This window comes from Shinella granuli (assembly GCF_004341885.1).
GTDB classification, from domain to species: Bacteria; Pseudomonadota; Alphaproteobacteria; order Rhizobiales; family Rhizobiaceae; genus Shinella; species Shinella granuli.
Genome location: NZ_SLVX01000033.1, coordinates 1 through 15002 on the forward strand (window position 1 = coordinate 1; position 15002 = coordinate 15002).

At 65.4% G+C, this 15002-nt stretch carries 11 protein-coding genes; 8 read left to right on the forward strand and 3 right to left on the reverse strand.

Annotated elements, in window-relative coordinates; all coding sequences use genetic code 11:
• Positions 1 to 575 precede the first annotated feature (575 nt).
• Positions 576 to 1529 carry a LysR family transcriptional regulator gene (locus EV665_RS28705; protein WP_064334149.1) on the reverse strand — a complete coding sequence of 318 codons (954 nt, stop codon included), beginning with the start codon at positions 1527 to 1529 and terminating at the stop codon, positions 576 to 578.
• Between the two features lie 156 nt (positions 1530 to 1685).
• On the opposite strand from EV665_RS28705, the gene EV665_RS28710 reads away from it, so the two are divergent.
• Genes EV665_RS28710 through EV665_RS28740 form a run of 7 tightly spaced genes read left to right on the forward strand, consistent with a single transcriptional unit; the run spans position 1686 to position 8728 of the window.
• A complete protein-coding gene (locus EV665_RS28710) occupies positions 1686 to 3038 on the forward strand; it encodes an amidase (protein WP_245507866.1) in 1353 nt (450 codons plus the stop codon).
• Positions 3038 to 3886, forward strand: a complete 849-nt coding sequence (locus EV665_RS28715) for a branched-chain amino acid ABC transporter permease (RefSeq protein ID WP_133036761.1) — start codon at positions 3038 to 3040, stop codon at positions 3884 to 3886. The genes EV665_RS28710 and EV665_RS28715 overlap by 1 nt, the downstream gene beginning before the upstream one ends.
• Complete coding sequence (locus EV665_RS28720; protein ID WP_133036762.1) at positions 3883 to 4863, forward strand: branched-chain amino acid ABC transporter permease; 981 nt, start codon at positions 3883 to 3885, stop codon at positions 4861 to 4863. The genes EV665_RS28715 and EV665_RS28720 overlap by 4 nt, the downstream gene beginning before the upstream one ends.
• A complete protein-coding gene (locus tag EV665_RS28725) occupies positions 4860 to 5549 on the forward strand; it encodes an ATP-binding cassette domain-containing protein (RefSeq protein WP_133036763.1) in 690 nt (229 codons plus the stop codon). Before EV665_RS28720 ends, EV665_RS28725 begins: the two co-directional genes overlap by 4 nt.
• On the forward strand, positions 5549 to 6244 hold the full coding sequence (gene urtE / locus EV665_RS28730; RefSeq protein ID WP_133036764.1) for an urea ABC transporter ATP-binding subunit UrtE: 696 nt from the start codon (positions 5549 to 5551) through the stop codon (positions 6242 to 6244). Before EV665_RS28725 ends, urtE begins: the two co-directional genes overlap by 1 nt.
• Positions 6245 to 6296: 52 nt before the next feature.
• Positions 6297 to 7463, forward strand: coding sequence for a substrate-binding protein (locus EV665_RS28735; RefSeq protein ID WP_064334144.1), 1167 nt, complete (start codon positions 6297 to 6299; stop codon positions 7461 to 7463).
• On the forward strand, positions 7451 to 8728 hold the full coding sequence (locus tag EV665_RS28740) for an amidase (RefSeq protein WP_133036765.1): 1278 nt from the start codon (positions 7451 to 7453) through the stop codon (positions 8726 to 8728). The genes EV665_RS28735 and EV665_RS28740 overlap by 13 nt, the downstream gene beginning before the upstream one ends.
• Before the next feature lie 116 nt (positions 8729 to 8844).
• Here EV665_RS28740 and EV665_RS28745 read toward each other — a convergent pair whose 3' ends face one another.
• Positions 8845 to 9759: a response regulator gene (locus tag EV665_RS28745; RefSeq protein WP_064334142.1), complete on the reverse strand. Its 915-nt coding sequence runs from the start codon at positions 9757 to 9759 to the stop codon at positions 8845 to 8847.
• A complete protein-coding gene (locus EV665_RS28750; protein ID WP_133036767.1) occupies positions 9756 to 13133 on the reverse strand; it encodes a hybrid sensor histidine kinase/response regulator in 3378 nt (1125 codons plus the stop codon). Before EV665_RS28750 ends, EV665_RS28745 begins: the two co-directional genes overlap by 4 nt.
• A 384-nt stretch (positions 13134 to 13517) precedes the next feature.
• On the opposite strand from EV665_RS28750, the gene urtA reads away from it, so the two are divergent.
• Positions 13518 to 14810 carry an urea ABC transporter substrate-binding protein gene (gene urtA, locus EV665_RS28755; protein ID WP_133036768.1) on the forward strand — a complete coding sequence of 431 codons (1293 nt, stop codon included), beginning with the start codon at positions 13518 to 13520 and terminating at the stop codon, positions 14808 to 14810.
• Positions 14811 to 15002: the final 192 nt, after the last annotated feature.

The following is a 15002-nucleotide window of genomic DNA, read 5'->3' on the forward strand; positions in this document are numbered from 1 at the left end:
TCGCGCTCCTCATCGGTCCCGACCAGCCGTGGCTCTCCACCACCGGCTTCCTCGACAAGATCGACGAGAACCTCAGGAAGGCCATGGCGGCCTGAAGCAGAGACTGCTGGGCGTCGTCGTCTTCCCAGGTGAGGGTGCGGAGGCGTGGCTGGATTTGCCGAGGGCATCGGCATCCAGCCTCCTGCCGCCGCGCCTTGTGACTCAGGATCGCACTGGCGAGGATGGGACCCGGTTGGCCTGTGTTCCCGCATCGATTCAGCGCAGATGCAATAACAGTTGTGTGGAGCGGCCACGCTGAGCTGCAACGGCTGCACGAGGCGGCCGCCTCCGCGCGCATGTCCGACATCGACACGCTGCCCATTATTCCCGCAGGCAACCGGATTCCCTCGCGCAGGTTCCGCCCGCGGGCGTGACGCCGGAAGCCTACGCGGTCTCACCGGCACTCCTATTCCCCGCAATCCATCGGCCTTTTCGATGAAAAGACGGGGATATTGTTCAGCGGAGACGCGATCCACGAGGGCAGCCTCGTGGATGACCTGCCGGGCTGCGTGCCCCTGTCGGACAAACCCTCCAAGTCACGTTGCGCCAAGGCTGGGATATCGTTCCGGCAAGGCAACGGCGTAGCGTTCCGGCCCGATCTCCGTGAAGAAGGCGCGTGCCAGTTCGATGAAGTTGCGCAGGAAGGCGGGTTTTGCGTTTCCGTAGCGATCGGCGACCATCAGACGCGGCGTGGGCAGGATTTCGATCAGCGGGCGGCGCACGAGGCGATCGCTGTCGGGGCTTCCGAGCCCGATGGGGCGCATGTTGAGGATCGACATGCCGAAGCCGGCGGCGACGGCGGCGCGCACCGTGTCGTAGCCGCGCGTGCGAAACGAGATCTGGGGCCTTTGACCTGCAAGATCGAAGAGCGTCACCAGATATCCCGAGGTCTGCGGCAGATCGAGCAGGACCAGGGGGCGCGTCACCAGCTCGGCAAGGCTGAGGCATTCTTTCCGGGCGAGGGGATCGTCGGCATGGAGCAAGGCATGTGCCGGCACACGCGCGAGGGTGACCGCATCCGAGGGAAGGCCGGGACCGATGTCATAGGCCACGATCACATCGACCAGGTTCGATTCGAGCCATGTCAGGAGCTGCGGCTGTTCGCCTTCGAAGAGCTGGATCTCGGTGCCGGTTCCCGCGACGAACCGGTGCAGGAGTTCCGGCATGAACAGCGCGCCGAAGGGCTCGAAGCAACCGATTTTCAGGACCGGCGGCATCCCCGAGGTGAACCTGTCCATCGTGCGTTCGAATTCCGCTTCGGCGGCGAGCAGGCGGCGGGCAGAGGCGATGAAGCGTTCGCCGGCCGGCGTGAGCGTGACGCCCTTGCTCGGCCGGCGGTCGAACAGCCGCGAGCCCATCTCGCCCTCCGCCTGGCCCATGGCGGCCAGGATCGAGGACTGTGCGATCCGGCAAGTGCGCGCCGCAGCCGATATGGAGCCGGTCTCGGCAATGAGCACGAGATAACGAAGCTGGCGAAGGGTAAGGTTCATTGTTCTATTCCATGTAGCAAGTAGCATCATATTTTGCATTTTATAGAATTCAATGTTTCGGCCATGCTGTCTTCACTGGGTTTTCAGGAGGGGAAGACGCCGTTGAACAGCCGCCAGTCCGTCTCGCCAATTTCCGACGCTCCGGACCTCTGCCGCATGGACGTGGCTGCCCTGAACGCAGCCTTCGGGTCCGGCGCGCTCTCACCGGTGGAGGTCGTCCAGGCGGCTCTTGCCCGGGCCGAGGACGTTCAGCAGCGGTTCAATGCCTTCACCTTCATCGATCACGCCGGCGCTCTGGCAGCCGCGCGCGCCGCCGAGGCCCGCTGGCGGGCGGATGCGGCGCTCTCGGCCATCGACGGCGTGCCGACGACACTCAAGGATATCGTCCATGTCGAGGGGTGGACGGTGCGCTATGGCAGCCGGGCGACGGATGCCACGCCGATGCTTCAGGATGCGCCGTCCGTTGCCGGCTTGCGGGCGGCCGGCGCCGTCTTCATCGGCCAGACCACGACGCCGGAATTCGGTTGGAAGGCCGTGACCGACAGCCCGGCCTTCGGCATCACGCGCAATCCGTGGAATCCCGAATGCACGCCTGGCGGCTCATCCGGCGGTGCGGCCGTTGCCTCCGCCACGGGCGCGGGTGTTCTCCATCTCGGCACGGATGGCGGCGGATCGATCCGGGTGCCCGCGGCCTTCACCGGTACCTTCGGCCTGAAGCCGACCTTTGGCCGCGTGCCCGCGGATCCACCAAGCGCCTTCGGTACGGTCGCTCACATCGGCCCCATGACGCGCAGCCCTGCAGACGCGCGCGCGATGCTGTCTGCCATGGGCGGGCGAAGCCTCCGGGACTGGAGCCAGCCTTGGGGCGCGATGCCTTCGCCCGACCCTCGGCCTTTCGATTGGAAGGGGCGGAAAGTCGGCCTCTGGATGACGCCGCCGACGGGTACGCTCAGTCTTGCGATCAAGCGGGTGATTTCGGATGCCGTCCGGCAAATCGAAGCTGCCGGCGCCACCGTCGAGCCCATTCGGCTGCCGGGCGAAGGCCTGCATGAAATGTTCCATGCGCATTGGATGACGGGCGCTGCAAGCCGTCTTGCCCAGATTCCTCAAGAGGCGCGAAGAGACCTGGATCCCGGTTTCGTCGAGGCTGCGGCGGAGGGGAACCGGTTCAGTCTGCGCGGCTACATCTCCGCCCAGCAGGCGCGCGCCCGCTTCGGCGCAGCGATGGACCAGCTGCTTGCCGACTACGATCTTTTGCTGTCCCCGGCCACCGCCTGCCTGCCCTTTGCGGCCGGACGGGAGGTCCCCGAAGGCTCCGGCCTGTCGCGCTGGACCGAGTGGGCGGGTTTCAGCTATCCGATCAACCTGTCGCAGCAACCGGCCTGCACCCTGTTCTGCGGATTGGCGGAAGGACTGCCGGTCGGCCTTCAGATCGTCGGCCCACGCGGCGCGGACGGCTTCGTGCTCGACGCCGCCGAGGCGGCCACCAGCCTGTTGGGAGGGCCGTGATGCCGGACATCGTCTCCCTTTGCCTCAACGCGCTGACGCTGATGAGCATCCTGATGCTCGTCGCGCTGGGCCTTGCCATCATCTACGGCCTGATGGGCATCATCAATCTCAGCCACGGCGAGTTCGTGACCATCGGCGCCTATACGCTGTTCACGGTGCAGGCGGCGGGCGGCTCGTTCTGGCTGGCGCTCGTCGTCGCGCCGGTCGTCGGCTATCTTCTCGGCACGGTGCTTGAGATAGCGGTGATCCGGCGCCTCTACGACAGGCCCATTTCCACCATTCTCGCCACCTGGGGCCTCAGCCTCATCCTGCAGCAGGCGATCATCCTGACCTATGGCGCCGCACCGCGGCCGGTGACGGCGCCGTTCGAGGCTTCCGTCCAGGTGTTCGGCATCACCTATCCGGCTTACCGGCTCTTCCTGATCGTCTTCGCCTTCGCCGTCATGGCGGCCTGCGTTCTGGTTTTCCGCAAGTCGCCGTTCGGGCTCGATGTCCGGGCGGTGATCCAGAATGCGGGCATGGCGCGGGCACTCGGCGTGAATGCCGAAAGGGTCTATCGCCGGGCCTTTGCCAGCGGTGCGGCGCTCGCCGCCCTTGCCGGTGTTCTCATCGCCCCGCTCGTCGCCGTGACGGCGCTGATGGGCGTCAACTATCTGGCCCGGTCCTTCTTCGTCGTGCTGGTCGGCGGCGCAGGCTCCATTCCCGGGGTGATCGCTGGATCCGCTTTCGTGGGCGGGCTGGAGTCGCTGCTCTCCACCACCGTGCCGATCACCGTGGCGCAGGCCAGCGTGTTGATCCTCGCGGTGGTCATCGTGCGGTTCCGCCCGCAGGGGCTGGTGCCGGCATGACGCAGCGGGACAAGACCTGGCTTTTCATCACCCTCGCCATCATGATGGCGCTCACCCTCTATCCGGCCTTCGGCTCCTTCTCCGGCATTTCGGGCCTGCGCGACATCCTGCTTTTCGCGCTCTTCGCCGTCTCGCTCGATCTCTTCTGGGGCCGCACCGGCATCCTTTCCTTCGGCCACGCCACCTTCTTCGGTGCGGGAGCCTATGGCATGGCGGTGATGACGATCCATCTGGCGCCGGGCGCTGCCTGGAGTAGCCTTGCGGGGCTTGCCTTCGGCGTCGGCCTTGCCGGCGTGATCGCGCTGGCTGTCGGCTACTTCGTCATCTTCGGCGGCGTGCGCGGCGCCTATTTCACCATCGTCACTCTCGCCCTGACCCTGATTGCCCAGCAGATCGCCATCGGCTGGTCTTCCGTCACCGGCGGTGATGCGGGCCTGATCGGCGTTCCGCCGCTCACTCTCGGCATCCCGATCACCGGCAAGCTCTTCTACTATGTCGTGGTGGGCCTGCTGTTCGCCGTCGTGCTGGCACTCTGGGCTGGCCTTCGCGGCCAGCGGGGCCTCGTCCTTCGCGCCATCGAAGACGATGAACGCAAGGCGCAGACGCTCGGTTACAACACGCCGCTGCATCTGCTCGCCGTCTTCGTGCTTTCGGGCCTGATCGCCGGGCTTGCCGGGGCACTCTACGTCACCGGAACGGGTTTCGTCGCACCGGACATGATTGCGCTTCTGCTTTCGACCGAGGTCATCATGTGGGTGGCGGTCGGCGGGCGCGGCTCGCTCATCGGCGCGGTCGTCGGCACGATGATCGTCTGGCGGTTGCAGCAGGAGGTTTCCACCCTCAGCGCCTCGGCCTGGCCGCTGTTCATCGGCGCCTTCTTCCTCGCGATGGTGTTCTTCTTTCCCGATGGCCTGCCGGCCGCCGCCCAGAAACTCTGGGCGCGCGGGAAAGGCATGAAGGAAGGGAGGACGGCATGACGGGCGGCGGCGACCTGCGCACGGAAGGCCTCGGCCGCCGCTTCGGCGGGCTGGTCGCGGTCGAGGATGTCAGCGTGACCTTTGCGGCGGGGGGCGTCTCCTGCGTGATCGGGCCGAACGGCGCCGGCAAGTCCACGCTGCTCAACATGATCTGCGGTGCGATCGCGCCGAGTTCCGGCCGCATCCTCTTCGACGGCAAGCCGATCAACGGCCTCTCGCGCCATGCGATCGCCCGCGCCGGCATAGCCCGCAAGTTCCAGGTCCCCTCGGTTTTCGGTTCGTTGACGGTCGCGGAAAACCTCGCGGTGGCAGGCGGCGGCGACACGGAAGAAGTGATGGCGCTTACCGGGCTTTCCGGTGAACGCGATACCCGCGCCGATGTGCTGGCCCACGGAAAGAAGCAATGGCTGGAAATCGCCATGGGGCTGATCCGCAAGCCGCGCCTCCTTCTGCTCGACGAGCCGACGGCGGGCCTGTCGCCGGAAGAAACCCAGGCCGTGGCCGAACTCCTCCTGTCGCTGCGCGGTGCATGCACGGTGGTGGTGATCGACCATGACATGCATTTCGTGCGCGCGCTCTCCGCCCGCACTGTGGTGATGCATCAGGGCCGGCTCGTCGCGGAAGGCGATTTCGCCTCAATCGAGCGCGACCCGATGGTGCGCGACATCTATCTGGGGCGGGCGTGATGCTGGATGTGAACGATCTGCGCGCAGGTTACGGCAGCACGGAAGTCCTGCAGGGCGTCACCCTGTCGGTTCGAAAGGGCGAGGTCGTGTCGATCCTCGGCCGCAACGGCGTCGGCAAGACGACGCTGATGAAGGCGCTGATCGGCCTCAACCGGCCGTGGGGCGGACAGGTTGCGCTGAACGGCAAGGCGGTCGCCGGCCTCGCGCCGGAAAGGATCGCCCGCTCGGGCCTGGCCTATGTGCCGCAGGGCCGAGGCATCTTCCACAAGCTTTCCGTGCTGGAAAACCTGACGATGGGCACGCGCGCCCGCCGCGATGGCAGCACGACGGTTCCCGCCGAGATCTTCGAGATGTTCCCGATCCTCGCCGAACGCCGCAACCAGCTAGGCGGCACGCTCTCGGGCGGCCAGCAGCAGCAGTTGGCGCTCGGCCGGGCGCTCGCTTCGGCCCCCGATTTCCTGCTGCTGGACGAACCGTCCGAAGGCATCCAGCCGAATATCGTGCAGATGATCGGCGACATCCTGCGCAGGCTCGCGGCTGAAAAGGGCCTCGGCGTGCTCCTGGTCGAGCAGAACCTCGACCTCGGCCTCTCGGCGGCCGACCGGGTGCTGTTCATGGAGAAGGGACGCATCGTCCACGAAAGCACGCCTCGGACTCTCGAAGAGGAGACGCTTCACCGATACCTGGCCATCTGAAGACGCCCGGATGGCCGGGATTGCATCAAGGCGAACCAAAAGGGGAACTGAAATGACGCTTATCACCCGCCGCCGCACGCTCCAGGGCCTTGCCGGCATCGCCGCCGTCTCGGCGCTCGGCGCGCCGTCCATCCTGCGCGCCGCCGACACGATCAAGCTCGGCTTCCTGTCGGGCCTCACCGGCCTTGAGACCATTCTCGGAGAAACGCAGCTCCACTGCTTCGAGCTGGCCGTCGAGGAACTGAACGCCGCCAACGGCATCGGTGGCCGCAAGATCGAATATGTCGTGGAGGACGACCAGACCACCACGCGCGGCGCCATCGAAAAGGCGCGCAAGCTGGTGTTCGAGGATGAAGTCGTCGCGACCATGGGCATGATCGCATCCCTGGAGCATGTCGCCGCCCGTTCCGTCACCAGCCCGGCGAACCATATCCTGATGTACTCGACCTATTACGAGGGCGGGGTCTGCGAGAAGAGCTTCTTCTCGACCGGCCAGGTGCCCAACCAGCAGATCGTGCCGTCGCTTGGCTGGCTGACGAAGAACACCGGCAAGACGGTCTATGTCATCGGCTCCGATTACATCTGGCCGCGCAATTCGACGGAAGTCATTAGGACGGAGATCGAAAAGCTCGGCGGCAAGCTGCTCGGCGCAGAATTCGCTCCGTTCGGCACGCAGGACTTCGCGCCGATCTTCGACCGCGCGCGGGCGGCCAATCCCGATTTCATCTGGATGATGGTGGCAGGGGCCGATGTCATCACGGCGCTGAAGCAGTACCAGTCCTTCGGCTTCAAGCAGCAGCTTTTCTCGAATGCGCTCGACGAGCTGTTCTCCTTCGCCCATCCGGAGCTGACGGCCGGCACGCTTTCCAACCAGGCCTATTTCATGAAGCTGGACACGCCGCGCAACAAGGTCTTCACGGAAGCCTTCGCCAGGAAATACGGCGCCGATAAACCGATCAATGCCATTGGCGAGGCAGCCTATGACGGCGTCTATCTCTATGCCGCCGCCGTGGAGAAGGCTGGATCGACCGACAGCGACGCGGTCATCAAGGCGCTGCGCGAGGTCGAGTTCGAGGCGCCGCAGGGCAACGTGAACTTCGCCGCAAACAACTGCCTGCGTGCCAACTCCATTCTTGCCCGCGGCACACCGGACGGCCATTGGGAAACCGTCGAGAATTTCGGCCAGATCGACCCGGACGTGCCCGGATGCACCCTCTGAACGGCATCCTCACCTCGGCGAAGGCCGCCCGCGCCGCCTTTCTCTCCGGCGCGGCGAGTGCCGAGGAGATCACCCGGGCGATGCTGGCGGGCATCGTCCGGGAGAATCCCCGGCTCAACGCCTATCGCGAGGTCCTGGAGGCCACGGCGCTCGCCGAAGCCCGCGCCGCCGATGCCACCCGGGCGGCAGGCCGCGATCCCGGCCCGCTCGCCGGGCTCTGCGTGGCCGTGAAGGAAAACATCGATACGGTGCCGGCGCATGCAAGCGCCGGCATGCGCTTCCTGCGGGATCGAAGGGCGACGGAAGATGGCTGGATCACCGCGCGGCTGCGCGCGCTGGGTGCGACGATCGTCGGCACGACGGTCAGCGACCCCGGCGCCTTCGGGGTGCGGACCGCCGAAGTGACGCATCCGGCGGACGCCACGCTTTCCGTCGGCGGCTCGTCGGGCGGTTCCGGTGCGGCGCTGGCGGCCGGGCTCTGCCATGCGGCGATCGGCACCGATACCGGTGGCTCGATCCGCATCCCCGCGGCGCTATGTGGAGTTGCGGGGCTGAAACCGAGCTTCGGACAGTGGTCTCTGGCGGGCGTCTGGCCCCTCGTTCCCTCGCTCGATCATGTCGGCCCCATGGCGCGCACGCGCGAAGACCTGGCGCTGGTCAACAACGCGCTCGTTCCGCCCGGACAGCCTCGCTCCGCAGCAAGACGTGTCGTCTTCGATCCGGATTGGATCGCGGAATGCGATGGAGAAGTGCAGGCCGCTTTTGCAGGGGCGCTTGGAAGGCTGGAGCGTGCTGGTCTCACGCTGTCTGAAGCCCGCTTGCCTGCCCTCGACCGGGTGAGCGGCGTTCACAGCACGATCTTCTGCGTTGAGACGGCTGCGTTCTACCGCAGTTTCGTCGCGTCCGGTGCCGAATTGCCGAGAGAGGGGCAGGGAGCCATCGCTCATGGGGAATCGATCGCCATGCCGGCCTATCTGGACGCTTGCCGCGACCGCCAGCAGATGCGGTCGGCGGTCGATGCGATCCTTGAGGAGGGCACCCTGATCCTGAGCCCCACGACCGCGATTGCCAGGGCACCGAAAGCCGCTCAAAGACTGAAGATCGGCGGAAAGGAACGGGATTTCACCTATGGGCTGGTCCGGTTGACATGCCTCTTCGACCATACGGGCCATCCCGCGGCTGCCTTGCCGGTGGAGAGAGGCAGCGTTCAGGTTGTCGCGGCAAGGGGCGATGAACACGCAATCCTGGCGCTGCCGCTGATGTAGCGCCTCAAAAGCCCTCCTATCTGCGGTTCCGCCAGGATGTCAGATCATGCCTTCGCGAAAATCCCATCGAAGGTCCAGTAGATCGAAGGTTTCCTGCTCTGGATTGCCGATTGAACCTAGGCTTCGTGCAAGACATGGGCAGCCTTCACTGCCGCGGAGGCGCGGTTCTCGACGCCGAGCTTGATATAGATCTGCTCGAGATGCTTCGTCACCGTTCGGGCGCTGAGGCCGAGGATGTCGCCGATGTCGCGGTTCGATTTGCCCTTGGAGATCCACAGCAGTACCTCGGACTCGCGCTGGGTGAGGAGAAAATGCTGGCGCAGGATCTCGTCGTCGGACAGCCGGTTCACGGCGGTGAGGCGGAAGAGATATTCGTCCGCGCCGATCGTGCCGAGGAAGGAGAGCTGTAGGCTTGCCTGCCCGGCCTGCGTGATGGTGAAGGTGTTCTCGCGCGCTGCTGTGCGCGTCTTCATCCAGTCCCGGATATGCTCCGAGATCGTATCAAGCCCGTCGTCGTTGCCCGTTGCGGCATTGACGAGGCGGGTTGCTTGCGGCGTCGACCAGCGGATCGTTCCGCCGTCGCTGACGGCAAGCAGGTGCCGTCCAGCCGCGTCGAGCGCCACGCGGGCACTTTGCGCGGAACGGGCGTTGGTGAGATGCACGCGGATACGGGCGCGCAGTTCGTCGATATTGATCGGCTTGGTGAGATAGTCGACGCCGCCGGCTTCCAGCGCGCGCACGACATGCTCGGTCTCGGTGAGGCCCGTCATGAAGACGACGGGAACGGGGTTGCTCGCGGGATTTGCCTTGAGCTTCTGGCAGGTCTCGAAACCATCCAGGCCGGGCATGACGGCATCGAGCAGGATGATATCGGGCGTGATGCGATCGACGATGTTGAGCGCCGAGGCGCCCGAGGTCGCGATCAGCACGGAAAAGCCGGATTGCTCCAGCGCTTCCGTCAGGAAGCCGAGCGCTTCGGGGGAATCGTCGACGATAAGCACGATGTCGCGCGGGCTGGCTGTCTCGGTCACGGGCAGCGCTTTCCTGTCGGTCCATGATTTTTCAGAAAGGCGTCATAGCCGGCGAGGTCGAAGACCTGGACATAGGCGCGCACGGCCTCGGCAAAGGGCTGGTGTTCGGGCGTGCGGGCGATTTCCGAGAGCTTTGCCTCGATGCCGCGCACATAGCCGATCTCGCCGAGGCGGATCAGCTCCTGAACATGGTTTTCCGCGGGTATGACGATGCTGGCCTCTGCCGGCGCGTCCGGCTCCGCCGCGTCGTGATAGATCCATTCTAGGCCCATCTGCAGCGCGAGCTTGTCGGTGAGCTGGCGCAGGTCGAACGGTTTTGCCAGCGTGTCGTTGTGGCCGGTATGGGCCGATGCCACCGAGCCGTCGCCGATATTGGCCGAAAGCATGATGATCGGGCCGGGCTGGCCGAGCGCGCGCAGGCGTGCGACCAGCTCCCAACCGTTCATGCCGGGCATGGAGATATCGATGAGGAACAGGTCCGGCTTCAGGCCCTCGACCAGCGTCAGGCAATCCGCGCCGTCGCGCGCCGTCAGCACGGTGAAGTCGAGCGGGCGCAGCACCTCTTCCATGAGCCGGCGGTGGTCGGCATTGTCGTCGACGACGAGCACGGTGCGGCGGCGGCCGACATAGCCCTTGATGCGCCGCACGGCGTCCTTCGGGGTCGTCGGCCTGTCGACGGCGGACAGCATCAGGCGCACGCGGAACTCGGTGCCCTTGTCGCGCTCGCTCGTCACGGCGATTTCGCCGCCGAGCGTTTGGGTCAAGAGCCGCGTAATCGTGAGGCCGAGGCCGAGCCCCGGCATGCGGCCATGCTCGGCATCGCCGCGCTGGAAGGGCTCGAAGATGCGTGGAAGATCCTTTTCCAGAATGCCGCGGCCGCTGTCCGTGACCGTGAAGGTCGCGACCTGGCTGCGATAGGCGACATCGAGGCGGATGGTGCCGTGATCGGTGAATTTCAGCGCATTGGAAATGAGGTTCACGAGAATCTGGCGCAGGCGCTTTTCGTCGGTGCGCACGTAGTGTGGCAGGTTCGCGGGACGCGTGTGTTCGAAGGCGACGCCCTTCGCCTGCGCCTGCGGGCGGAACATTTGCACGATCTGGTCGAGGAAATCGTGGATATGGATCTCGTTGGAATAGACCTGCAGCTTGCCCGCCTCGATCTTGGAAATGTCGAGCAGCCCGTCGATGAGGCCGGAAAGATGGTCGGCACTGCGCTTGATGACGCGGATCGCGCCCTGCCGCTGCGGCGGGATGCTCTCGTCGCGCTCCAGCACCTGTGCATAGCCGAGCACGGCGTTGAGCGGCGTGCGCAGCTCGTGGCTGAGGCCGACGACATAGCGGCTCTTGGCGCGGTTGGCGGCCTCCGCCGTTTCCTTTGCCTGCTGGAGCGCGGCGTCGGTCTTCTTGTGCGCGGCGATTTCCTTGAGGAGCAGCGTGGTCTGGCGGGAGGACTCTTCCTCCGCCACGACCCGGCTGTCATGCGCCAGCACGTAGAACCAGCAGACGACGCCCGCCACCACGGCGAAGACGAAGAACACCACGGAGATGGTGCGCTCCACCACCGACGCCGTTTCCGGCGAATGGGTGCCGACCTGATGGGCGATCATGGCAAGGATGATGCCCATGCCCGTGATGGAGAGCACGGTGGCGATACCGTAGCGGCCGAGGCGGGTGGCGAGCGCCGATGTCACCGGCTCCGGCAGGATGGCCTTCGCGACGCCCGCCAACTGCGCGTTGAAGCGCGCCTTCGGCTTGCAGAGGTCGTGGCAGCGGCTGTCGAGCGAACAGCAGAGCGAGCAGATCGGTGCGGCATAGGCCGGGCACCAGGCCATGTCCTCGGGCTCGAACGGGTGCTCGCAGATCGAGCAGGTGATGGAGTGCTGGAGCGCCCAGCTCTTCCGCGGTTTTCGCGCGAGGTAGTATTTGCCGCGTGTTGCCCAGGCGATCAGCGGAGAGGCGAGGAAGGCGACGATGGCGGCGATATAGGGCGCAAGCGAGGCCGGGATTTCGCCGAAGGTGCCGAAATGGGCGGTCAGCGCGATGATGGCCGACAGCGTCATGGCGCCGAGGCCGACCGGGTTGATGTCGTAGAGATGGGCGCGCTTGAACTCGATGCCGGGCGGCGAGAGGCCGAGCGGCTTGTTGACGAAGAGGTCCGCCGAGATGGTGCAGAGCCAGGCCATGGCGACGATGGAGAAGACGCCGAGCGTTTCCTCCAGCAGCCGGTAGATGCCAAGCTCCATCAAAAGCAGCGCGATCGCCACGTTGAACACCAGCCAGACGACGCGGCCGGGATGGCTGTGCGTCAGGCGCGAGAAGAAATTCGACCAGGCGAGCGAGCCCGCATAGGCGTTCATCACGTTGATCTTGAGCTGCGAGACCACGACGAAGGCGACCATCAGCAGAAGGGCCGCCATGTCCCAGGGCAGCATGTAGCCGAAGGCAGTGTAGTACATCTGCGCGGGATCCGCCGCCCGCGTGGAGGGCACGCCGGTCGACAGCGCCAGCACGACAAGGAAGGAACCCGCGATCAGCTTCGGTGCGCCGACGATGACCCAGCCGGAGCCGGCGAGGAAGACGGCGATGCGGTGGTGTAGCTTGCGCTGCCCGTTCGGAGGCAGGAAGCGCAAAAAATCGACTTGCTCGCCGATCTGCGCCATCAGGGCGAAGATGACGGCCGAGGCCGCGCCGAACTCCACGAGGTTGAAGGGCGCATAGGTGCCGGGCGGACCGGAGGGGTGGTGGAGGCCTGAATAGGCGAGCCATTCGCCGACCTTTTCCCAGTCCGCGAAGGCGATGAAGACGAAGGGCAGGATGTTGAGCACGATCCAGAACGGCTGGGTGAGGAGCTGGAAGCGCGAGATGAGCTGTACGCCGTGCGTGACCAGCGGGATCACCACGACGGACGAGATGATGTAGCCGATCCAGAGCGGGACGCCGAGCGCCAGCTCCAGCGCACCGGACATGATCGATGCCTCGATGGCGAAGAGGATGAAGGTGAAGCTGGCATAGACCAGCGAGGTCAGCGTCGAGCCGATATAACCGAAGCTCGCGCCGCGGCTGAGGAGATCGATATCGACGCCGTGGCGGATGGCGTAGCGGCTGATCGGCAGGCCGACGACGAGGATCATCAGGCTCGCCACGAGGATGGCGACGATGGCGTTCGTCGTGCCGTAGGACATGGTGATGGCGCCGCCGATCGCCTCCAGCGCGAGGAAGGAGATGGCGCCGATGGCGGTCTGCGAGATGCGGTCGGATGAGAACCGCCGCGCGCTCTTGGCGGTGAAGCGCAGCGCGTAGTCTTCCAGCGTCTGGTTGGCGACCCAGCGATTGTATTCGCGGCGGATCGGGATGATGCGCTGGCGTGCGGCCATCTTTTGCTGCTGTTCCCTCGTGTTGTCTTGGGGCCGGTTCATCCGGCCCTTTCGGGGTGCATCGAGGCACGGCCCACCCCCATCCCCCACCCTCCGTCATCCTCGGGCTTGACCCGAGGATCCATGCCGCGGGTGCCGTGTGGATCCTCGGGTCAAGCCCGAGGATGACGGAGGAGAGGGTGGTGAACCTCAACACACCAGGACCCTTCGTAACACAGATGCGGCGCCCCTGAAATTGCTGCGTTGCCGCAAACGATTCCCGCTTCCCCCCGGCAACTACGTAGAATGACGTATGTGCAGCGCAGCATGGCGGGCCGATAGTTCTCGCCCAGCAACGGCCCATCCACCCCGTTGCGGTCAAAAAAGAACAGAGGGGTTCAGACCATGTCCATCAAGGCACGCGCCACCGGCGCATTGCTCGCAGCCATTCTCTCGACCACGGCCTTCCACGGCGCCTTCGCGGCCGACGACACGATCAAGGTCGGCATCCTGCATTCGCTTTCCGGCACCATGGCGATTTCCGAGACGACGCTCAAGGACGCCATGCTGATGCTCATCGAGGAGCAGAACAAGAAGGGCGGCCTCTTGGGCAAGCAGCTCGAAGCCGTCGTCGTCGACCCGGCCTCCGACTGGCCGCTCTTCGCCGAAAAGGCGCGCGAGCTGGTCTCGGTCAACAAGGTCTCGGCCGTCTTCGGCTGCTGGACTTCGGTATCGCGCAAGTCCGTGCTGCCGGTCTTCGAGGAGCTGAACTCGATCCTCTTCTACCCCGTGCAATACGAGGGCGAGGAAAGCCAGCGCAACGTCTTCTACACGGGCGCCGCGCCGAACCAGCAGGCGATCCCCGCCGTCGACTACCTGATGGAGAACGAAAGCGTCGAGCGCTGGGTGCTCGCCGGCACCGACTACGTCTATCCGCGCACCACCAACAAGATTCTGGAAGCCTACCTGATCTCCAAGGGCGTGAAGCCCGAGGACATCATGATCAACTACACGCCGTTCGGTCACTCGGACTGGCAGACGATCGTCTCCGACATCAAGAAGTTCGGCTCGGCCGGCAAGAAGACCGCCGTCGTCTCCACCATCAACGGCGATGCCAACGTGCCGTTCTACAAGGAACTCGGCAACCAGGGCGTCAAGGCGGAAGACATCCCGGTCGTCGCCTTCTCGGTCGGCGAGGAAGAGCTTGCCGGCCTCGATACCGGCCCGCTCGTCGGCCATCTGGCAGCGTGGAACTACTTCCAGTCCGTCGACAACCCGGCGAACGCCGAGTTCATCAAGACGTGGAAGGCCTTCACCAAGAACGACAAGCGCGTCACCAACGACCCGATGGAAGCCCATTACATCGGCTTCAACATGTGGCTGAAGGCCGTCGAAAAGGCCGGCACCACCGATACGGACGCCGTGCTCGACGCGATGATCGGCGTCTCGGTGCCGAACCTTTCGGGCGGCTACTCCACCATGATGCCGAACCACCACATCACCAAGCCGGTGCTGATCGGCGAAATCCAGGCCGACGGCCAGTTCGAGACCGTGTGGGAAACCCCCGGCCTCGTGGTCGGCGACGAGTGGTCGGACTTTTTGGCCGACTCCAAGGACCTGATCGCCGATTGGCGCGCCCCGATGTCCTGCGGCAACTTCAACGTCGCCACCGGCAAGTGCGGCGGCAAGGGGTCGTGATCGACGAGAGCTGGTTTGCCCCTCACCCTAACCCTCTCCCCGCAAGCGGGGAGAGGGGACTTGCCCAACGAGCGGGTGCCGGTTGGGGAAGCGGTACGGCATATCCCCTTCTCCCCGCTTGCGGGGAGAAGGTGCCGGCAGGCGGATGAGGGGCTTATCGACCAACCGCCATCCCGACGCTCGGGATGGCCT